21 protein-coding genes and 1 riboswitch are annotated in these 19,159 nt (G+C 56.3%); of the genes, 11 read left to right on the top strand and 10 right to left on the bottom strand.

Going from position 1 to position 19,159, the window contains the following annotated elements; translation table 11 throughout:
• The first annotated feature begins 489 nt into the window (after positions 1 to 489).
• The 6 genes from LOH54_RS04280 (at position 490) to LOH54_RS04255 (ending at position 4,573) form a co-directional block, all read left to right on the top strand.
• Positions 490 to 957, top strand: coding sequence for an SRPBCC domain-containing protein (locus LOH54_RS04280; RefSeq protein ID WP_231020602.1), 468 nt, complete (start codon positions 490 to 492; stop codon positions 955 to 957).
• Complete coding sequence (locus LOH54_RS04275; protein ID WP_231020600.1) at positions 950 to 1,219, top strand: hypothetical protein; 270 nt, start codon at positions 950 to 952, stop codon at positions 1,217 to 1,219. Before LOH54_RS04280 ends, LOH54_RS04275 begins: the two co-directional genes overlap by 8 nt.
• A gap of 41 nt (positions 1,220 to 1,260) precedes the next feature.
• Positions 1,261 to 1,827 carry a hypothetical protein gene (locus LOH54_RS04270; RefSeq protein WP_231020598.1) on the top strand — a complete coding sequence of 189 codons (567 nt, stop codon included), beginning with the start codon at positions 1,261 to 1,263 and terminating at the stop codon, positions 1,825 to 1,827.
• Between the two features lie 39 nt (positions 1,828 to 1,866).
• Positions 1,867 to 2,586: a methyltransferase family protein gene (locus tag LOH54_RS04265; protein ID WP_231020585.1), complete on the top strand. Its 720-nt coding sequence runs from the start codon at positions 1,867 to 1,869 to the stop codon at positions 2,584 to 2,586.
• Between the two features lie 610 nt (positions 2,587 to 3,196).
• A complete protein-coding gene (locus LOH54_RS04260; protein ID WP_231020583.1) occupies positions 3,197 to 3,685 on the top strand; it encodes a hypothetical protein in 489 nt (162 codons plus the stop codon).
• Positions 3,686 to 3,871: 186 nt separating this feature from the next.
• The gene (locus LOH54_RS04255) at positions 3,872 to 4,573 is read left to right on the top strand and encodes a P-loop NTPase family protein (RefSeq protein ID WP_231020581.1); all 702 of its coding nucleotides are present in this window, start codon (positions 3,872 to 3,874) and stop codon (positions 4,571 to 4,573) included.
• Positions 4,574 to 4,602: 29 nt separating this feature from the next.
• Here the strand turns inward: LOH54_RS04255 and LOH54_RS04250 are convergent, their stop codons facing one another.
• The 3 genes from LOH54_RS04250 to LOH54_RS04240 form a co-directional block, all read right to left on the bottom strand.
• On the bottom strand, positions 4,603 to 5,190 hold the full coding sequence (locus LOH54_RS04250) for a YigZ family protein (protein WP_231020579.1): 588 nt from the start codon (positions 5,188 to 5,190) through the stop codon (positions 4,603 to 4,605).
• Between the two features lie 31 nt (positions 5,191 to 5,221).
• The gene (locus LOH54_RS04245) at positions 5,222 to 5,551 is read right to left on the bottom strand and encodes a hypothetical protein (protein WP_231020577.1); all 330 of its coding nucleotides are present in this window, start codon (positions 5,549 to 5,551) and stop codon (positions 5,222 to 5,224) included.
• A 152-nt stretch (positions 5,552 to 5,703) separates the two neighbouring features.
• Positions 5,704 to 8,943 (bottom strand): prealbumin-like fold domain-containing protein, encoded by a 3,240-nt coding sequence (locus tag LOH54_RS04240; RefSeq protein WP_231020575.1) that lies wholly within the window; start codon positions 8,941 to 8,943, stop codon positions 5,704 to 5,706.
• 143 nt (positions 8,944 to 9,086) lie between these two features.
• A riboswitch (cyclic di-GMP riboswitch) is annotated at positions 9,087 to 9,162 on the bottom strand.
• Positions 9,163 to 9,359: 197 nt separating this feature from the next.
• Here LOH54_RS04240 and mutY point away from each other — a divergent pair.
• Positions 9,360 to 10,316: an A/G-specific adenine glycosylase gene (mutY, locus tag LOH54_RS04235; protein ID WP_231020574.1), complete on the top strand. Its 957-nt coding sequence runs from the start codon at positions 9,360 to 9,362 to the stop codon at positions 10,314 to 10,316.
• Here mutY and LOH54_RS04230 read toward each other — a convergent pair.
• Entirely contained in the window at positions 10,297 to 11,571 is a 1,275-nt protein-coding gene (locus LOH54_RS04230) for an MFS transporter (RefSeq protein ID WP_231020568.1), read from the bottom strand. The genes mutY and LOH54_RS04230 overlap by 20 nt on opposite strands.
• Complete coding sequence (locus tag LOH54_RS04225) at positions 11,568 to 12,482, bottom strand: ChaN family lipoprotein (RefSeq protein WP_231020560.1); 915 nt, start codon at positions 12,480 to 12,482, stop codon at positions 11,568 to 11,570. Before LOH54_RS04225 ends, LOH54_RS04230 begins: the two co-directional genes overlap by 4 nt.
• Positions 12,483 to 12,522: 40 nt before the next feature.
• On the opposite strand from LOH54_RS04225, the gene LOH54_RS04220 reads away from it, so the two are divergent.
• The gene (locus LOH54_RS04220) at positions 12,523 to 12,984 is read left to right on the top strand and encodes a hypothetical protein (RefSeq protein ID WP_231020554.1); all 462 of its coding nucleotides are present in this window, start codon (positions 12,523 to 12,525) and stop codon (positions 12,982 to 12,984) included.
• Here the strand turns inward: LOH54_RS04220 and LOH54_RS04215 are convergent.
• Positions 12,972 to 13,319 (bottom strand): rhodanese-like domain-containing protein, encoded by a 348-nt coding sequence (locus LOH54_RS04215; protein ID WP_231020552.1) that lies wholly within the window; start codon positions 13,317 to 13,319, stop codon positions 12,972 to 12,974. The two genes, LOH54_RS04220 and LOH54_RS04215, sit on opposite strands and share 13 nt — an antisense overlap.
• A gap of 140 nt (positions 13,320 to 13,459) precedes the next feature.
• Here LOH54_RS04215 and LOH54_RS04210 point away from each other — a divergent pair, with 140 nt between their 5' ends.
• Positions 13,460 to 13,945 (top strand): DUF2062 domain-containing protein, encoded by a 486-nt coding sequence (locus LOH54_RS04210; RefSeq protein ID WP_231020551.1) that lies wholly within the window; start codon positions 13,460 to 13,462, stop codon positions 13,943 to 13,945.
• Here LOH54_RS04210 and LOH54_RS04205 read toward each other — a convergent pair.
• Entirely contained in the window at positions 13,942 to 14,691 is a 750-nt protein-coding gene (locus LOH54_RS04205) for a PP-loop family protein (protein ID WP_231020550.1), read from the bottom strand. The genes LOH54_RS04210 and LOH54_RS04205 overlap by 4 nt on opposite strands.
• Entirely contained in the window at positions 14,681 to 15,415 is a 735-nt protein-coding gene (locus tag LOH54_RS04200) for a 5'-methylthioadenosine/adenosylhomocysteine nucleosidase (RefSeq protein ID WP_231020549.1), read from the bottom strand. Before LOH54_RS04200 ends, LOH54_RS04205 begins: the two co-directional genes overlap by 11 nt.
• A gap of 140 nt (positions 15,416 to 15,555) precedes the next feature.
• Between LOH54_RS04200 and dbpA the strand changes: the two genes are divergently transcribed.
• A complete protein-coding gene (gene dbpA / locus LOH54_RS04195) occupies positions 15,556 to 16,935 on the top strand; it encodes an ATP-dependent RNA helicase DbpA (RefSeq protein ID WP_231020548.1) in 1,380 nt (459 codons plus the stop codon).
• Positions 16,932 to 17,384, top strand: a complete 453-nt coding sequence (locus tag LOH54_RS04190) for a YaiI/YqxD family protein (protein WP_231020547.1) — start codon at positions 16,932 to 16,934, stop codon at positions 17,382 to 17,384. The genes dbpA and LOH54_RS04190 overlap by 4 nt, the downstream gene beginning before the upstream one ends.
• A gap of 75 nt (positions 17,385 to 17,459) precedes the next feature.
• On the opposite strand, the gene LOH54_RS04185 is transcribed toward LOH54_RS04190, so the two are convergent.
• Together LOH54_RS04185 and fabD are read right to left on the bottom strand one after the other, a co-directional pair.
• Positions 17,460 to 18,221, bottom strand: a complete 762-nt coding sequence (locus tag LOH54_RS04185) for a nitrilase-related carbon-nitrogen hydrolase (protein ID WP_231020546.1) — start codon at positions 18,219 to 18,221, stop codon at positions 17,460 to 17,462.
• A complete protein-coding gene (fabD, locus tag LOH54_RS04180; protein ID WP_231020545.1) occupies positions 18,218 to 19,156 on the bottom strand; it encodes an ACP S-malonyltransferase in 939 nt (312 codons plus the stop codon). Before fabD ends, LOH54_RS04185 begins: the two co-directional genes overlap by 4 nt.
• Positions 19,157 to 19,159 lie beyond the last annotated feature (3 nt).

Here is a 19,159-nt window from a genome sequence, read left to right as displayed (position 1 = left end):
ATCGCCTCGATTCTGCATTGTCCAATTTCCATGGGATTCATCTGTATAATATTAGAAATAGAAATAAATTACGTTTTAGTCTGTTTAAAAAAATGTACATATTTACAATAATCTGCTAAAATTAATGCCATTGAATTGTTAGGAAATAATATGACTGGTGTTTATCTATTTCTCATTTGGACGGTAATAGCTGTTGACATTGGCGCAATCATGTCTATTTTATTGGAAGAAATACTCTATACAAGAAGAACAAAAATCTTCAAAACCATCGTCATATTGGGCGTCCCATTGATCGGAGCAGTCTTCGAAATATGGTTGCTGCGAAAGTACAAAGAAAATGATACGGCCACAGACAATCGAACGGATGACCTATTCTATACCGCGATGGATATCTGAAATCCCCAACGAATCCGAAGTGACCGTTTAAAAAACAATAGGCGATTTTGATTGCTCTTTTTAGACGTTGAACATCAATGACATAGAAACCATATGGCTATTCACGAACTACATACAGAAATAGAAATCGATGCACCCGCTGAACGGGTATGGGAGATCCTGGTTGATTTCACGGCATATCCTCAGTGGAATCCTTTCATCCGTTCGATACAGGGCACCCCGATCCAGGGTAAGCGGCTTCGGGTTGAGATCCAGCCGAGCGGTAGCAAACCTATGCGTTTCTCTCCGACAGTGCTCGCCGCTGAAGCCGGGCGCGAACTGAGGTGGCTGGGCCGGGTTCTGTTTCCGGGTCTCTTTGACGGCAAGCATGCTTTTATCATCGAACCGCTCGGCGAAGACAAGGTGCGGTTTCAGCAGAACGAGCGCTTCAGCGGCATCCTGGTCGGACTCTTTCGCTCCAGTCTGGACAGCGGCACCAAACGCGGGTTCGAAGAGATGAATCAGGCCCTGAAACAGCGGGCAGAAGAGCGTTCGCAACCAGACAGGGATGCCATTGCTTGATTTTCTTATCGAGGAATTGATCGGCCAGACCCTTGCAGAGCTCATCCCCAGGAAATTAGTTATATACATTATTGCCTTGCTCATGGCTGTGGCAGCCATGACATTCGGATATCTTTCCGGTCACATTGTCTATGACTTGATCGTGGAGCCAAAAAGCATCGTCAAAGTCGTCATTATGGGGATCGGAGCCTTGCTGATTTCAGGCTTGTCGATCGGATCATTATATTTGATGAGCAGCGCATGGAGAAGTCGAAATGATTAACGCATCCTGCAACATTTACGTTATGCGACTATAGTCATAAAATGAAAAAAGCAGTTTCGATAGCAGCCTTGCTCATTGCAGCGATTATCCTCTGTACCTGGGCATTCTATAAACCGGTTCGGATCATTGCACCTCAACTGGCCGGTGTTTCGTGCTTCGGCGACACCCTATGTACGGACGATGCTTCCCGCCTGAAAGACGCAGCCGCACTCTATGAGGAAGCCCTGCGCTTCGTCGACACCTCCGTCGGCGAGATCAAGAATGCTCCGCGTACCGTATTTTGCAGTTCAGAAGCCTGTTCCGAGTCATTCGGCTTGGGAAGGCGCTCGGCAATCACCCTGGGGACTTTCGGCATCATTATCGGACCCATGGCCTGGAAACGGTATTATGTAAGGCACGAAATGATCCATCATCTTCAAAATGAAAGATTGGGCATGATCAGTGTTTTACGGGCTCCAAAGTGGTTCACCGAAGGGATGGCATATTCCCTCAGCAAAGACCCCCGCCCCAAGTTGAAAGACCCTTTTGAACACTACCGTTCCCAATTCGACAATTGGTACAGCAGGGTAGGCGAAGAGCGCCTGTGGGAAGAAGCGCACAGTTTGTAAACATACATTTTGAAATCCCGGCTGATTACGGAGAAAAATATGGCCTTGAAAACCGTTCATCCGAACATAAACCAGGCTCCCGGCCCCCGCCTGTGGCTTAATGTGATCCTTCTTTACCTCATCATCCCGCTGGTGCTTCTGCTCTGCGGCGGCGATTTTGGATGGTGGCAGGGCTGGGTCTACTCCGTGCTGCTGTTTCTTGCCGGTGTCGGCGGACGGTTTCTGGCAGAAAAACGGCATCCGGGCATTCTCGCAGAGAGGGCCAGCCTTGAAAAGGCACAGAGTGCGAAGCCATGGGATAAAATTCTTGCCCCCCTGATGGCGGTGAGCCTCTCATTCCCCCTTGTCATCGTCGCGGGTCTGGACCACCGCTATGGATGGACACCGCTTATGCCGGCATGGCTCAACCTTCTCGGCCTCGTGCTCATCGCGCTGGGGTACGCCTTCGCCGCCTGGGCCATTGTCGAGAACCGCTTTTTCTCCACGACGGTGCGTATCCAGACAGACCGGGGACACACGGTTTGCGACAGCGGCCCTTACAGGGTCGTGCGCCACCCGGGCTATGCTGGCAACCTTCTGGCCCTTGCCGGCATCATCATCGCCCTGGACTCACTGTGGACCCTCATCCCTGCCGCGGCGGCGTTGCTCATCGCCGTGATCCGGACCGCGCTTGAAGACAAGACCCTTCATAAGGAGCTTCCCGGGTACCCTGATTATGCGAAGGACGTACGCTATCGCCTGTTTCCGGGGATCTACTGAGGGCAGCTTCATTTCACAAACTTTCCCGCGGAACACACCGTTGCGCTAAAGTGGACAGGCATGGACACGCTGCTGGCGGGCTATTTTTTGATGATGTTCATTGCACTATGGCTGATTGACGAAGGGTGGGCTGAACTATATTCCATGTCGAATTTCAGCAGCAGGTACAGTTTTTGTACTTCCCTTCCGACAGACCAGAGTAAAGAGGATATATATGAATGCGTGTTTGACGAAAATATGCGAGACATTTGAGGAGACAACGGACTTTCTCTCAAACAGGACACCGGAAAAAGAGAAGATCGTCACCGCACTGTTTTTTGAATTTTTGGATTGCTTCTCCTCTTTGGGAGCCGAAAAACTTGAATATCCCAAAGAGTTCCAAAACGATGTCAAGCTCTATCTGCAGGGCCATACCATCTTGAAGAAAAAGTTTGAAGACGTCGAAATCCGCTACTTGATGCTGAGCGATTTTTACGATTTTTGCCGATTGACAAAAAGGTATATGAAATAGGGGGTTTCCTGCCCGTTTCCGGGAGATGAAGTACAATTGGCAAAAGCACATGTGCCATCGTCGTCGGCATAGAGGAGCTGTTCGATAAAGGCACGATTCATGAAAAAATACATTTTCTATACACTTTTGTCCCTCCTGCTCCTGGGTTCGTTTATCATTTTCGGCGTCATCGGTGTCTACAAAACCGAAAACGGCATCGTTTTGGGTCTCCCGGATTATGAGCGGAGGGACGTCCGCGTCTCTCCGGTCGATTTGGAGATTCTCAGCAGGGCGGATACGCTACTGCCTAATGAAAGCGCCTGGAGAAAAGCCCCTGTGTCAGACTGCTCACAATTAGAAGAACTGGATCTTTACTGCGCGTTGGAAAAAGCCTCGGTGGAGGTGATGGGCCGCTATGTCCATCGGCAGCCTGCCCTGCAGGAAGTCAGGTTTGCGATTGACGACTACTATCGGACCCGCTGGACGAAGCATCGGCTTATCGATTTCAATGCCGATAAAGCGACAGGCTTCGGAGACATCAAGTTTGTCCTTGCGCAGGCGTCATCGTCGGTCAAAAAGAAGCTTGCCGGCTACAAAAACCATGAATGAATGATCTCAGAGAGATTCAGAATACACGGTTTGCATTTCGATGACGCATGATTGGCGTCGGCGCTCATGTAATTCTTCAGAAATTTTCCCATTTGCTTCGTTTCTACAGCCCGCATTTATATCCGCAGCGCTACCATACGCGCAAAATATATCCGTGTGACATCACATGATATGGAGAGAGAAACAATGAGTATGATTCACTTTATCGGAGGAGAGAAAGGAGGCGTTGGCAAGTCCGTCTTCGCGCGCCTGCTTTCACAGTATTTTATCGACAACGACGTCGCTTTTGTCGGACTGGACGCGGACCGTTCCCACGCGTCGCTCACCCGCTACTACAAGCAGTTCACCGATGCCATCGACCTGGACTTTTTCGAGAGCAGCGACAAGATCATGGAACTCGCGCTGGAAAAAGACATCAACGTCCTGGTGGACCTACCGGCGCAGTCCGAGCGTTTCCTCGACCGTTGGATCGAAGAGAATGACGTCCTCGGCATGTGCGAAGAGACGGGGATCGAGATCGTCTACTGGTACCTCGTCGACGGCGGCAAGGACTCCGTACAGCTGCTGAAAAAATTCCTGCCGAAATACAGTGTCGTCATGACCTGTGCCGTCGTCAAAAACGAGGGACGCGGCAGCGATTTCTCCGAAGTCGACGGCGTCATCGCCTCCGTTTCAAGCGAGGCGAACGGTACGCTTAAAGAGGTGGTACTGCCCGCGCTGCACGCCCCGACCATGCAGAAGATCGACAAACACACCTTCAGCTTCTGGGCTGCCGCCAATCTCAAAGAGAACGGCACCGCCCACCTGAGCCTAATGGAACGCCAGCGCACCAAGGTCTGGCTGCGCAAAGCCTATACGATGTTCGAGTCCGTCCTGGGCCGCCCCTGATTGCATCGCGGCGTCGCCGCGACGCCCCTTTACTTTCCGTCTTCCAGGTGTTCCACCAGACGCCCCACCCTGGCGAAGAATGTCTCCAGGGCTGCATCTCCCCCCGAAACATACCAGAGCACCGTCGTGGCTTCAAATACCTTTTCAACCTCCGTCACGCCGCTCTCCGTCAACAGGTATTCCACCTGCGAGACTGCACTGTAGCCGCAGGTAAAAGCAGCCTTTTCCTGCGGGATATACTCGCTCAGCTCCGCCAGGGCCACCGCATCGGAAACCGCCTGGGTATAGGCGCGGACCAATCCGCCCGTCCCAAGCTTCGTGCCGCCGAAATAGCGCACGATGATCACGGCGGCATCGATCAGCTCATGTCCCGCCAAAACGGCGAGGCTCGGTTTGCCGGAGGTCCCTTTCGGTTCGCCGTCATCGCTGCTCCCCTCGACGACCTGCATGTGGTCATTCAAGTAGCGGAAGGCCGTCACGAAATGGCGTCCCTTGGGATGCTCTTCTTTTAAACGCTGCAGGGTTGCATCGAAGAGCTTATAGGGGACGAGATGGGCGATAAATTTCGACTGTTTGATTTCATACGTTGTAGAAACAGGCGTCTTGAGGATTTGCATGACGCCATTATAGCGGGCGCAGGAGGGGCACTTACTTTTTTTGTGCACCCATCTGCTTGTTCAGCTGCTCGCGAAAACGCTGCTGCATCGCTTCAAACTTTTTACGCTGTTCATCCGTGAGCAGTGCCTGGATCTCGTTGTTCTGATCGACGCGCAGTTTCATATGCGCCTTGAGGTAGCGTTCATGGATATCGCCCCACTGTTTCGTCTGCTTGTCGCTGAGGCCGAGCTCCGCCTGGATCTGTTTGAGCATCGCTTCCTGACGTGCTTTCATCGCCTCCGCCTGCTGCTGCTCCGCGGAAGGTGCCGCGTAGAGTGCCGACGCCAGCAGGGCGGCCGCGAGAATCGTAACCTTTTTCATACTTCTCCTTTAAATAGGTGCATATCATAATAGAGGTTGATAAACAGTTCTCTATATCGCATACAAAAAAGTAAAAAAACGGGTAAAAGTGATTGAAATGTGATGAAAAACAGGAAATTGGGAGGCAAAGGCTTTAAGCCTTTGCCTAACGGTTACTGACAGAGTTCACCGTTGTTGTAAGAATCAAGCGTACCCGCAATCGACGTTGCCAACGATTTTTGGGCCGCGGCATTCTTACCGCCTTTGAGATAGCCACCGGTGCCGTCGAAGCCGATCGATGAGAGCAACGCATCGCCGTCACTGATGGCCTGGCTTGCTTCGGCACATATTGTCGCACCGGCCGCCTCATTGGCTTTGGCCGCCAACAGCTGCGCCGCCAGACCGTAGGCTGCGTCGCCGGCACGTTTCTTGCCGCTGGAAACATCGCGCTTATCCAGGATGGATACCGCGTCTTCACAGCTGGCGACTTCAAAGCTTCCCAGGGTGATCGGCAGGACATAATCGACCAGCCACACCTCTGTTTGACCTGCCAGAAGGTTTGCCGCTTCCGCCTTTTCCTGCTGGTTGCCGTGGCCGTCACATGTCGTCCAGTTCTTCCAGTAGCCGATCGTACGCGGTTCGCCGCCCGGAGGCGTATAGTTGTTCTCTACGACGAAGTGGATCGTCTGATTCGCTTCCACGCTGAAGGTGTAGCAGTGGTTTTCGTTGGAAGCCTGCCCGGAATCCGGGTTGTCATAAGAGACCGGAGAACCTTCAACGTACCAGAGATTTTCCCAGGCAACCGGGATACCCGTTTCACACACCGTATAGTCCGCACCCGGAATCAGCCAGACTCCGTTGAAGTCCACCAGTCCGTTCGCGTCAGGCGTATCCAGAAGGTTCAGGCCGTTACCACTGAGCGTGAAGGTCCAGCCCAACGTGTACGTCGTGCCGCCGTTTTCGTGTTTGATCAGTTCGATCTTGCCGCGTTTGCGGTTGGTGTAGGTACACTGGACCGTTTCACCCGGATCGACGACGATCGTTGCTTCGCGCTGGCTAAGAGAAGTAGAGCTGTTCTCTACGCCGTCAAGCTCGACACAGGAGAGACCGATCAGGTCATACTCCGGTTTCGGATCATCTTCCGTCACCGTATAGGTTTTCGGAATCACATCCATAAAGGTGTGCGATCCTAGGTGGGTCAGGTTCAGATCGTACGAACCGTTGATATCCTGGGCGAAATGGAAGTAATCCGGCATACCCGCAGGCACGGTCAGCTTGTTGATGATCACCGTCGCGTATTTGGTATTTTCAAACTGGCACTCGTAGTCGGCACGATAGAGATCTTCCGGATAGTCGACGGTAAAGTCGCAGTCACCGGATTGATCGGACATATACCAGCCGTCTTTCATGATTTCGACGACTTTGTAGTGACCCTCTTCGAGTTCACCTTCCGGTACAAGCACATTCGTTGCGCTGTTCGGATCAGTAAGCAGTGATGTCACAACCGTCCAGACATCCGGAGCAGTCTCTTTGTAAAGCGTCATGTTCCAGTCGCCTTTTTGCGGTACGCCCTCGATCTCAGCCGGTTTGGTCACTTTGATGACTTTGACCGCCGGTTGACCGGCCAGCTGGTTGTTAAAGGTGACGGACTCACCGCAGGACGGCAGTGTGATCGTCACCGGTTTAATTGCACTTACTTCCGGCTCAAACCCGGTCGGGGCCGTTTCCGTTACAGTATACGAACCCGGTTCCAGACCTTCGATCTTCACCGATTGGGTCAACGGGCTGAGCGCCGTGAAGGTCAGGGTCCGGTTGATGTCATCCATCCCCTCTTTGGAGACGGTGAAGAGTACATCGACACTGTCGGCACCGTCGAACACATCCGGCATTGTTTTATTGATCGTCAGTGACACGGTCGCATCGGCGGAGAGGCCGATTTCATGCGTTGCAGGATCAGGTGTATAGCCCCCGTCGCCCACAATCGTCGCGGTGTCGCTGAGCATACCGGTCGCGATCATCGGACCGTCGATATAAACAGTCTTATGGAAAACCAGCGCGCCGCTGTCTTCAACAGTGTAAGAAGTCCAGTTGACGTCACCGACCGTCGGTGTTCCCGAAACATACGGTGCATCGTATTCACCGATATCACCCGGAGTGAACGTACCGCTTGAGAAACTCATCAGTCCGTTCGTACTCTCGATCCATTCGTGGTCTCTGACGATTGCCGTGGTATTCAGCTGGTCACCCGGTTGGACCGATGCGGATGCGGTGGCTTCCAGGGTAACCGTGATCGGTACATCAGGAAGGAAAGGGTCTTCAAAACCGATGGTTGCGATGTCATAAAGTCCGCCGCTCTCTTCTTCGGGGACGATGACATCGTGTTCACAAACAACCCCGGAGAAGTTTGACGGCATCAGATAAGGAGTACACGCATCCGGCTGCACACTGGTCATACCGCCGCTGTAGTAGACGACATCAGACACATTGGCGTAGATCTCGCGCGAAGCGGTGTTGGAAACATAGATCTTGGTGTGGATACCGACCGTGCCTTCCGGGGTAGCCGCCAGTTTCGTCCAGGTCACGTTGACATCGACAAGCCGTGATGTCGGCGCATCGGGGATACAGGTGTCGCCGAAATCGACCGTAGCCGGGCCGCTTTTGGAGATGGTCCATCCAAAAGACTGGGCCTGGCGCGCCGTCATATCTTTGCTGGTTTCGACCGCCTTGACATCGGGAAGCTGGACACGTTTCTGGCCGCCGGAGGAGCTCAGGTTCGCATCCCAGAGGTTGGACTGCAAAGAAGATCCCGAATAGAGGTGTGATCCCAGGGCGAGACGCTGATAGTAGTTGGCGACACACACCGCGCCGCCGGGAAGACCGTTCGCAGCATACTCACCGTCTCTCGGTCCGCCGCCTGCGACGGAAATTTGTCGGTAGATCGTGGTAAAGACGCCCCCGGCACCTTCATTGTCAGGCGTAATAAGCAGATCCTGTACGACCAATTGGTCCTGATACTGTTCCGCCCAATTTTTACAGATATCGTTGGAGAGGACCGTATCGAGGGTCAATACGGAAATGTAGTCCCACCCGCGCAGATCGCCGCCTTCGGCGTACAGGTAGTCACCGCCGACGGTAAAGGTGAACTTCTGGGGATCGCTCCCCTTGTTTTCGATCGTCACCCGGTGAGGAACGAGGTCGAGTTCCGCCCACCCTTTCAGGTTACCGGTCGTATAGGCCCCGTCGGGGCAGACATAGTCGTTCGCGGCCAGGTCGTATCCGTCGGGAATAGACGTGGAGCGACACCCTTCCAGCGTATAGCCGATGTTGGCCGACGCCGCTGCGGCGAAGAGCAATGCTCCCGCTCCCAGCATGCGCTTGATCAGCCCCCATTTATCTCGAAATGAAGCTTTCATTTTTAGAGTCTCCTATTGCATAGAACGTTTTTTCAAGAACATTCCAAGACCTGACCGTTAGACACGTTCAGGTAGCGAAGTACTCAAATCAAAAAGTGGGTAACAAAACAGTGGTAGAAAAGATTCGACCGAGTCACCCTACTTTTGGCAACCCGGCCATCTTCGAGAAGATCCGTAGCTTTCCGCCCCCGATTCGCACCGGGTTAGGCTTTTCTTGCAGTACAAAAAAAATCAAACAACCTTGAACAGCCTCCCCTTCCTCTTTGGTTAAAAGCCGTGAGAAAAACAGCTATTCATTCCCTCCAGTATAGAGCGGAAAAAATTAATTTCATATAAGAAAAATCAATTTAGTCTTGAACATAAATACTGCAGCGTCCGATTGCCTCCGGAAAGAAGCGTCTGCTATAATCCGCATCATGAATGTAGATCTGCACACCCAACTGCTGCAGTGGTATGAAGACCACGGCCGCCATACCCTTCCGTGGCGCAATACCGACGACCCCTACCGTATCTGGGTCAGCGAGATCATGCTGCAGCAGACCCAGGTCAAGACGGTGCTGGAACGTTTCTATTTCCCCTTTCTCGAGCGTTTTCCGACGCTCCCCTCCCTCGCGTGCGCACCGCTTGATGACGTTTTGAAGCAGTGGGAGGGGCTGGGCTACTACACCCGCGCAAAGAACCTGCACAAAGCGGCACAGCTCGCCGCGCCCTATCTGCCCGAGAGTGTCGAGGGGCTGATCCGTCTGCCCGGGGTCGGCAAAAGCACAGCCCACGCCATTGCCGCGTTTGCCTACGGCGCGCCTGTACCCATCCTCGATGCCAACGTCAAGCGTATCCTCTACCGTTTCTTCGGCCGCAGGGAGGCCGATGAGAAAACCCTCTGGCAAATGGCCGAAAAGCTCTTCGACCCCGAACACCCCTTCGAATTCAACCAGGCGATGATGGATATCGGCGCGACGCTCTGCCTCCCAAAGACGACAGCGTGCGACGCCTGCCCCTTCGAAAGCGCCTGCAAAGGCGCCGCGGGCGACCCGCTGCGCTACCCCGCTCCGAAAAAGCGCAAAAGCGTCCCGGTGCGCGAACGGCACATTGTCGTCTACAGGCACAACGGGCGCTACGGGTTAAAACAGCGTGAAGGGAGGTTCCTGCACGGGCTGTGGGGGTTTCATGAACAGACAGCGCCGCCCGGGCAGGGGAAAACGCTCCAAAGCATCGTGCAGGTCTATTCGCACTTCCGGCTCGAAGCGCAGGTCTGGCTCTGTGAAGCGTACCGTGAAGAGCTCACCTATTTCCAAAGAGAAGAGATTGACACCCTGGCCCTGAGCGGGGCAGACCACAAGGTGCTGAAGCAGCTTAGCGCATCGCGCCCCTGACCTCCTCCGCCACCGCTTTTTCATCGACCATATAGAGCAGAAGCGCGCCGATCACGAAAAAGACCGCGACCGAAGCGATCCCCGCCCGGGAGCTCTCCGTCGCCAGAGCGACCGCACCGATGAGCAGCGGCCCCAAAACCGTGGCGAACTTGCCGAGAAAATTGTAAAAGCCGAAGAACTCCGCCGCATACTCCGCCGGGATCATTTTCGAGTAGTACGAACGGCTCATCGCCTGGATACCGCCTTGTACCAGCGCGATCATCGCCGCGAGCAGGTAGAAGGAGCTGACGTCGTGCATGAAGGCTGCCAGTATGGCGATCAGGACATAAAAGCCGAGGGTAAGGTAGATCGCCTTTTTCGTATCCCACATCTGCGCCAGCTTTGCAACGAGGATCGTCGCCGGGAACCCAACGAACTGCACCAGCAGCAGGGCTTTGATCAGGTCCCCGGCTTCGAAACCAATGGCCATGCCGTAATCGACGGCCATCCGGATGATCGTGTCGACTCCGTCGATGTAGAACCAGTAAGCGACGAGGAACAGGAAAAGTCCCCTGAGATGCTTGATCTTGTGAAACGTACGCATCAGGCGCCGGTACCCGAGCACCGTGAGGGTCACCGTGCCGATTTTGCGGGTATTGCGCTTCTCCTTGACCCAGAGGACGAAGGGCAGTGCGAAGAGCATCCACCAGAGCGCAACGGAGACAAAAGAGGCTTTCACGCCTGCCGCCGCATCGGCAAGCCCGAACCACTCGGGCTGCTGCACCATCGCCACATTCAGCGCAAAAAGGATCCCGCCGCCGAGATACCCCAGCGCATACCCCAGCCCGGAGACCTTGTCGAAACGCTCCTCCGAGGTGACCGAGGGGAGAAAGGCGTCATAAAAAATGTTCGAGCCCATAAAACCGATGTTCCCCAGAACATAGATGAATGCGGCTAGCTCCCACTGCCCCTTCCCGACCAGGGCGAGCGCGGCGCTCATCAGGATGCCCAGGAACGCAAAAAGCAGCAAGAAACGCTTGCGGATGCCGCCGGCGTCGGCGATGGCCCCGAGCAGCGGTGCCAGCAGTACGACGATAATGCTCGAAACCGCGTTAGCAACCCCGAGCTGGGCCGTCGAGAGCGTCGCATCGGTATCGGCACTGTAGAAGGCTTTGAAAAAGAGCGGGAAGAACCCGGCCATCACCGTGGTGGCATAGGCGGAATTGGCCCAGTCATACAGCGCCCAGCCGTAGATTCGCTTTGATTCGTGCGTCATTCTGTCTCCTTGGGAGGTGCGTCGGGTGTATAGAACAGCAGGTAATCCGCTTCGCCGACGTCGGCTTCGGTGCTGCCCGCGGGTACGGGGAGGATCGTCGCGTAAGGCTCGGCGCTGCGGCGGGCAAAGCGGGCGCTGATCCCCAGGCCGTAGGCTATATGGAACGCCCCGGCAAAGACAACAAGCAGATCTTCCGGGGCCTGCAGGCGTGTGGCGGCGAGCCCTGCACTCTGCTCTCCCATATAGCTGTCCCACGCCACCTGCACCCGGTACATCCGTTCCCGGCACTGCTGTGCGTCCTCACCCTCCTGCTTCGCGTGGCAATGGGCGAAAAAGGGCGCCAACATCGCCTTGTGCGCACTCAAGTTTAGATCGAGATGCTTGAAGAACGCTTGTTCATCCTCGGACATGGCGCTGAGATTACCGTCCGAGACAGCTTTTTGAAAGGGCTTGTCCATATTGATACCGTAGAGCGTCCCCCCCGCTTCCACGATGCTTTTATAGATGGGCTCGTACAATGAAAAGGGGTAGCCCGCTTTCGTTTTCCAGCCGATCTCGGCGGTGAAGTTTCCGTCATATGTACCGCGCGCGTAGCGTGATAGGAGGTCGTCATCCTCCGGGGTGAACCATTCGTTGGCCAGCAGGAGACGGCGCCCGTTTTCGCCCAGGCGGCTCAACACGCCGGCAAAACGTCTGTGCATCGCTTCGCTGGCGTGATGGTCCCCGACAAAGAGCACCCGGTAGGGCGAGAGGCGTGCCGTCAGTTCCGCATCGCCGATACAGGCGGCCTGTTTCATATCGTAAACGCCGCACGGCTTCGGCAGCGTGTGCTGCAATGTGGCCTGGGGGTGGGAGCAGCCCGAAAAGAGTATGAAAAAAACGGCGAGGAAAAGTGCCCTGAAATATTGCATGCAGTATAATATCCCAAATGCCTTAAGGGGTAGCGACGAGATGGCGATCCGCTTCAGCTTCAAATATTTTCTCTTCAACGCGTTCCGGGAGCTTTTCCTCTATCACCACAGCTCGCTTGAGTTCCGTGCCAAACTTTTTGCCGCGCTCATCTCGGCCGACAACGAAGCGAACGAGTGTGAATTCGATGTTGTCAAAGAGGCGGGGATGAAGATCTACAACGACGAGGACCGTTCAAATACGCTGGTACTGACGACGCGGGAGATGGTGGAAAAGGTCCTGAAAAACAACGGGCTCGACATCGATGCACTGGTCGACGATATCATCCGCGACCTCCGTTCCGTGCCGCGCTACGCGCTGAAGATCGATCTGGCCCAGCTGGAGCCGCTGCTCACATGCCAGGACGATCCCGACGTGACCGCCTACCAGGAGAGTATCTTGCGGCTCTTCGGAGAGCTGCGCAGCGAGTTTGTTTCGGCCCGGGAGGGCGATCAGCCCTTGTAGGGAACGAGCTCGTATCCCTCGCTCATCAGCTTCATGACGCCGCCGGCGAGGTTCTTGACGTTGTAGCCCTGCTGCTTCATGAACATGGCGACCTGCGCCGTACGGGAACCGGTGCGGCAGATGAAGCCGATCTCTTTCTCTTTGCCGCCGAGTTCGTCCATCGCCTTCATAAAGCCTTCCGCATCGTAGCTGCCATCCATCTGGAAAAAGGTGACCGTTTTACATCCCGGAACGACGCCCGTTTGCATCCACTCCATCTCGGTGCGGATATCGACGACGACCATATCGGAGTTTTCCAGCAGCTCTTTGTCCGGATATACGTTAAGACTTGACATTATCTTCCCTTTGAAATCATTAGGTTATAAAAATTAGGCAAAATTATATCGGCTATCATTTAAACGAATTTTATTCCTGTATTAATAGCCAATTTCGTTAAAGCAGTTATAATACTGCGACTTTTCCACGGGGTGACGGCATGATCCGACGGTTTTTCAAACGCAGCCGCTTCAATGATAAGTATGCCGACGTCATTACGAAGTACAAGATACCCCGCGCCTTTTTAAGCGTGAACAGACATGCAGTTGCAAAAGGCGTTCTTGTCGGCCTCTTTATCGCCTTTATCCCGATGCCCGCCCAGATGGTCGCCATCGTACTGCTGCAGCCGCTTTTCCGCTTCAACCTGCCGCTCTCTATCGCCCTGGTCTGGATCACCAACCCGGCGACGATGCCCTTTATCTACTATGTCGAGTATAAAACCGGCGGCTTCCTGCTGGGCATGCACGATCTGCCCCACGTCGCCGTCAGCCTGGAGTGGTTCGAAGCGCATTTCGAGGAGATCGTCGCGCCGCTCTATACGGGGGCTCTCTTCTACTCCACCCTCTTTGCGGTGTCGGGCTACTACCTGGTCCAGCGCCTCTGGATCGTCTCCGTGCATCGGCACCGTGCCCGAAAGCACTCCTAAAGCGCGAAACGCTCCGGGTCGAAAAAGCTGTCGTCGGAGATATGGCCGAAGGCCGCGTTGATCGATGTGAAGAGGTCGGGGTATTTCCCCTCCATCTCCGAGAGCATCGTCTTCATCTCGGCGCGTGCGTAGGGCATTTTGACGTCGAAGCGCATGGAGGGGCACGCCTCGTCGCCGATGGTCGGCCAGTCGTTGTCGTGCGCGGCGGCCGCGAGCTGGCGTTCGCGCATCTGGATCAAGGGGCGGATGACGATGAGGCCGTTGTCCGCCCGGTACTTCGGGGCGAGTGAACGCAGGTGCCCGTTGTAGATCAGGTTCATAAAAAAGCTTTCGGCCGCGTCATCGAGGTGGTGCCCCAGGGCCACCTTGTTGCAGCCGAACTTCTCTGCGGCGCTGTAGAGCGACCCGCGGCGCATCCGCGAGAAAAAACTGCAGTACGAGGAGTTTTTGCGGATCTTCTCTTTGGCCGTGTCGTAGATGTTCGTATCGTGGATGTGATGCTCGATGCCGTGGGCCCGGCAGTGTTCGATCAGCGCGGAAAAATCCTCCCCCATGCCATAAGCAACGGTTACGGCGATTATCTCGAAGTTGAAAGGGGCGCGGCGCTGCTGCTCTTTCATGGCATGCACGAGGGTCAGGGAGTCTTTTCCCCCTGAGAGGCCGACGAGGATGCGGTCCCCCTCCTCGACCAGGTTGAACGCGGCGTTGGTGCGGCCGAGCTGCCGCATGATTTTTTTACTGACCATGGGCGGCGGCGATCTTCTCCAGCATCCCCATGACGAAACTGCTGCTGACCTGTGATGAGTGCTTCAGAAATTCGTCGAAATCGAACGTCGCGTCCATGTCGGCGGCATCGCTGATTGCGCGCAGCACGAAGAAGGGAACCTGCATCGCATCGCAGACGACGGCAACGGCCGCCCCCTCCATTTCGATGGCGTCCGCCTCGAACGTCTTCTCAATCCACGCTTTACGCTCCGTGTCCGCGATGAACTGGTCGCCGGTCGCGATGATCCCCCCTTTGAGTTCGATCCCCTTCTCCTCGGCCACGCTTCTGGCCATATGCAGAAGCTCACGGGACGGTTCAACGTAGACCTTGCCTTCGGGCACAAACCCGTGCGGGTGACCGAACGCCGTGATGTCAAGGTCATGCTGGCACAGTTGCGTCGCAGCGATCAGATCGCCGATTTTCAGTTCAGGGTTCACCGCACCCGCCACCCCGGTGAAGAGCAGCATCTCGCAGCCGAACTTCTCCAGCATTGTCGCGGCGGTCAGGGCCGCGTTCACCTTTCCAATTTTGCTGTAGCCCAGCACGATATCAAGCCCTTTGAAACGGGCTTCGTGGTAGAGGTTGCCGGCATACTCGACGTCGTTGTGCTTCTTGAAGTATTTGAGCAGCGGCTCGTGCTCCCCGGCGTCGAGGAACGGCTCCACCTCTTCGACCATGGCCCCCATAATGGCAATTTTCATCATTTTTCCTGCATCGTAAAATTGGTGCAATTATAGCCAAAGAGCTTCAGAGCGCGGTAAAATGCGCGCAGGGGCGTAATACGCTACAATGGCGTAACGCCTTCGGGAGAAGTTCCCGGAGCATACTGCCACAAAGAGCCGCCGTGACCTCCAAGCCTTTCACCACTCTTCCCCTGCCCGCAGCACTGCAGCAGAACCTCGATGCCCTCGGCTACCGCCGCATGACCCCCGTGCAGGAACAAAGCCTTCCTGCACTGCTCGAAGGCAAAGACGCCATCGTCCGCGCGCAGACCGGCAGCGGCAAGACCCTGGCCTTCGGGATCGGCACGATCATGAAGCTCGCAGAGAACGAATCGGATGTTCAGGGACTTATCCTCTGTCCGACGCGTGAGCTGGCTGAACAGGTGGCCGGGGAGCTGCGACGCCTCTCCCGCCACCGGCCGAACATCAAGATTCTGACACTCTGCGGCGGGGTGCCGCTGGCACCGCAGCGCGACTCGCTACAGTACGGAGCGCACATCGTCGTGGGCACCCCGGGGCGGATCCTCGATCACCTGGGGAAAAAGACGCTTTCGCTCTCGAAGGTGCATACCCTGGTACTCGACGAGGCCGACAGGATGCTGGACCTGGGCTTTCACGACGCCATTATGCAGATCGCCTCGCACCTGACGTCTTCCCGCCAGAGCCTGCTCTTTTCGGCCACTTTCCCCGAGACGATCGCCGCCATCGCTTCCGCGCTGCTGCGCGATCCTGTGACTGTGGAGATCGATAATAGCGCTTCCGAGGTGACGCTTACACAGCACTTTTTCAAGGTAAAAGGGGAGAAAATTGGGACGCTCCTGCGTCTCCTCGGTCATTACAGCCCCGACTCCGCCGTCGTTTTCTGCAATACGAAGGCGGGCTGCGATGCGTTGGCGCAGGCCCTCGCCGGGCAGGGCTACGACGCGCCCGTCCTGCACGGCGACCTACGCCAGGGTGAACGCACCGAAGTGCTGACGCGTTTCGCCCTGGGCGGCATACGGCTGCTCATCGCGACGGACGTCGCCGCACGTGGGCTCGATATCAAGGAGCTGGGTGCCGTCATCAATTTCGACCTGCCCGAAAAACCTGAAACCTACCTCCACCGCGTCGGCCGCACGGCCCGGGCTGGGAGTACCGGCGTCGCCCTGACGCTCTTTACCCCCAAGCAGCAGCCGGCCGCCGAACGCCTTGCTGCCGCCGGCGAGACGCCCTTCGCCCCCGAAGACGCCTCCGGCTTCCCGCCGGCAGACCCCGCGCATTTTTTCCCTGCTTTCGCCGTCCTGCGGATCGACGGCGGGCGTAAACAGAAGCTGCGGCCCGGCGACCTACTCGGTGCCCTCTGTGCTTCCGGCGGCATCGACGGCAAAGCGGTGGGCAACATCGCCGTCCATGATACCCTCGCCTATGTCGCTGTCGAGCAGGGCGTCGCCGACACCGCCCTGCAGCAGCTGAACCGCGGCAAGATCAAGGGCAAAAAGTTCCGCGTCAGGATCGCGCAGTGACCATTTACGTCGACGGAGACGCCTTTCCCAACCTTCTCAAACCCATCGTGGTGCGCGCCGTCGAACGGGTGAAACTGCCCCTGGTGCTTGTGTCGAACAAACCCGTCCGGCTGGGAGACTCTTCCTTGATAGAAACGGTCATCGTGGAGGCAGGGGCCGACGCCGCCGATGACAGGATCGTTGAGCTGCTCTCCCCCGGCGACCTCGTCATCACGGCAGATATCCCTCTGGCCGACCGGGTCCTCGCCAAGGCCGCCCATGCCATCGACCACCGCGGGGAGCGCTACACCGCAGACAATATCAAGCAGTACCTTGCAATGCGCAACCTGATGGAGACGATCCGTGACAGCGGTGTCGTCACCGGAGGACCGAAGCCTTTCGGTCCCAAAGACGCCCACGCTTTCGCCAATGCCCTGCACCGGTTTCTGACCGAACACGGCATGGCGTAGCGGGCCGAAAGAGAACAGAAGTACGTTTTCCGGATAAGATGCGGAGGCATTACCGCCGCGATGTGGAAAGGGGTGTCAGTCGATCTTCGCGAGCCACTTCTCGACGTCGTGCAGACGGTGGTCCGGGGTTACGCTGATCACGGCTTCGTCAAAAAGCGGCAGCGTCTCTTCCGCTTCGCCGCGCGGCGTTATGACACGGCTGCCGCCCCAGAAGCCCAGACCGTCCTCGAAACCGACGCGGTTGACGAAAATGACGTAGGCGTTGGAGAGCTGCGCGAGGGATTTGAGCAGCGCGTCCCACTGCCCCTCTATGGCCAGCCCCTCCTCCTCGAAACCCCGTGCCGGTGAGTTGGCGATCACGTAGACGAATTCCGGTTTGAGCGCCGCGACGTCGGCCATTGTCTGGGCACGCCAGAGATCCTCGCAGACAAGCATGACGCTCCGGCCGAATGTCGTTTCGAACGCCTCGATGCGCTCCCCTCTGAAGAAGTAGCGCGCCTCTTCGAACATACCGTAATTGGGCAGGTGCAGTTTTCGGTGGACATGACGCAGTTCGCCGCCGCTGAAATAGCACGCGGTGTTGTAAGTCCGACCGTTCTCTTTGAGGGCCGCCCCGACGACGATATCACAGGCGAGACTCGCTTTGGCCAGGGGTTCCAGTTCCGGCAGCATCCAGGCGTCCTCATAGACCTTGTCCTGAAGCAGGTAGCCGTTGAGCGCCAGTTCCGGGAAGACGATGACGTCGTTGCGTCCGGAATAGGCAGCCGCCAGCGCTTCGCACGCCTCGAGGTTCGTACGGTTCAGCCGGGGTGCATTCTGGACGAGTGTGACGGTCATGACAATGCGTCGAGGGTAGCCTGGAGCGAATCCATGTCGAAGACGTTGAGGGTCTGCATCTCTTTGGCGATACGGCGGTTAAGACCCGCAAGGACCTTGCCGTTGCCGAACTCGATGGCGAGGTCGACGTCCGGGGAGATCGCGGCGACGGACTGTTTGTAGCGCACCGGGTAGATCAGCTGTTCGCTGAGCAGCTCGACCGCCTGCTGCTTCGTGTGGTACGGCTTGGCCGTGACGTTGGAGATGATCGGCGCATCGAAGGGGTCGTGCAGTACTTTCTCCAGCTCGGCACGCAGCGGATCCTGTGCGGCGGAGAGCAGCGGGCAGTGGCTGGCGACCGACATGTTCAGCAGCAGCGCACGTTTCGCGCCGGCTTCTTTGAAGGTGGCTTCCAGGCTCTGAAGGTCAGGTTTGAGACCGGCAACGACCAGCTGGCCGTCCTGGTTGTAGTTCGCAGGCCAGACCTGCTTGTTCTCTTTGTTGCGCGCATCGGTACAGATCGTCTCGACCGCCGCGTCGTCAAGACCGACGATGACCATCATCCCCGCCTCGACGCCTTCGCACGCACCCTGCATCAGCTGGCCGCGCTTGTGCACCAGCTCGACGGCGTCGAGGTAATCGATCGCCCCGCTCGCGCAGACGGCGGACACTTCGCCGAGGGAGTGCCCCAGCAGCAGTGTCGGCGCCGTCGGACGCGCTTCCTGAAAGAGCTTATAAGCCATCATCGACACCAGCAGAATCGCCGGCTGGGTATAGGCCGTCTGATCGAGTTTCTCATTCTCCTCGAACATCAACGCTTTGAAATCGACCCCAATACGGTCGCTGGCCTTCTCGACCATCTCTTTTGCATAATCCGACGCCTCGTAGAACGCCTTGCCCATACCGACACTCTGGCTCCCCTGTCCCGGGAACACCATCGCGATTTTCTGACTCATTTC

Source organism: Sulfurimonas sp. HSL-3221 (assembly GCF_021044585.1).
Classification (GTDB): Bacteria; Campylobacterota; Campylobacteria; order Campylobacterales; family Sulfurimonadaceae; genus Thiomicrolovo; species Thiomicrolovo sulfuroxydans.
Note: the sequence above shows the minus strand (reverse complement) of the source record. Positions and strands in the feature narration are given on the sequence as shown.

Coding starts and splice junctions, on each gene's coding strand:
- LOH54_RS04240 (WP_231020575.1), bottom strand. CDS start 8,943: ATGAAAGCTTCATTTCGAGATAAATGGGGGCTGATCAAGCGCATGCTG.
- LOH54_RS04280 (WP_231020602.1), top strand. CDS start 490: ATGGCTATTCACGAACTACATACAGAAATAGAAATCGATGCACCCGCT.
- LOH54_RS04245 (WP_231020577.1), bottom strand. CDS start 5,551: ATGAAAAAGGTTACGATTCTCGCGGCCGCCCTGCTGGCGTCGGCACTC.
- LOH54_RS04255 (WP_231020581.1), top strand. CDS start 3,872: ATGAGTATGATTCACTTTATCGGAGGAGAGAAAGGAGGCGTTGGCAAG.
- LOH54_RS04210 (WP_231020551.1), top strand. CDS start 13,460: ATGATCCGACGGTTTTTCAAACGCAGCCGCTTCAATGATAAGTATGCC.
- LOH54_RS04200 (WP_231020549.1), bottom strand. CDS start 15,415: ATGATGAAAATTGCCATTATGGGGGCCATGGTCGAAGAGGTGGAGCCG.
- LOH54_RS04260 (WP_231020583.1), top strand. CDS start 3,197: ATGAAAAAATACATTTTCTATACACTTTTGTCCCTCCTGCTCCTGGGT.
- LOH54_RS04220 (WP_231020554.1), top strand. CDS start 12,523: ATGGCGATCCGCTTCAGCTTCAAATATTTTCTCTTCAACGCGTTCCGG.
- LOH54_RS04250 (WP_231020579.1), bottom strand. CDS start 5,190: ATGCAAATCCTCAAGACGCCTGTTTCTACAACGTATGAAATCAAACAG.
- mutY (WP_231020574.1), top strand. CDS start 9,360: ATGAATGTAGATCTGCACACCCAACTGCTGCAGTGGTATGAAGACCAC.
- LOH54_RS04215 (WP_231020552.1), bottom strand. CDS start 13,319: ATGTCAAGTCTTAACGTATATCCGGACAAAGAGCTGCTGGAAAACTCC.
- LOH54_RS04230 (WP_231020568.1), bottom strand. CDS start 11,571: ATGACGCACGAATCAAAGCGAATCTACGGCTGGGCGCTGTATGACTGG.
- LOH54_RS04265 (WP_231020585.1), top strand. CDS start 1,867: ATGGCCTTGAAAACCGTTCATCCGAACATAAACCAGGCTCCCGGCCCC.
- LOH54_RS04205 (WP_231020550.1), bottom strand. CDS start 14,691: ATGGTCAGTAAAAAAATCATGCGGCAGCTCGGCCGCACCAACGCCGCG.
- fabD (WP_231020545.1), bottom strand. CDS start 19,156: ATGAGTCAGAAAATCGCGATGGTGTTCCCGGGACAGGGGAGCCAGAGT.
- LOH54_RS04185 (WP_231020546.1), bottom strand. CDS start 18,221: ATGACCGTCACACTCGTCCAGAATGCACCCCGGCTGAACCGTACGAAC.
- LOH54_RS04270 (WP_231020598.1), top strand. CDS start 1,261: ATGAAAAAAGCAGTTTCGATAGCAGCCTTGCTCATTGCAGCGATTATC.
- LOH54_RS04225 (WP_231020560.1), bottom strand. CDS start 12,482: ATGCAATATTTCAGGGCACTTTTCCTCGCCGTTTTTTTCATACTCTTT.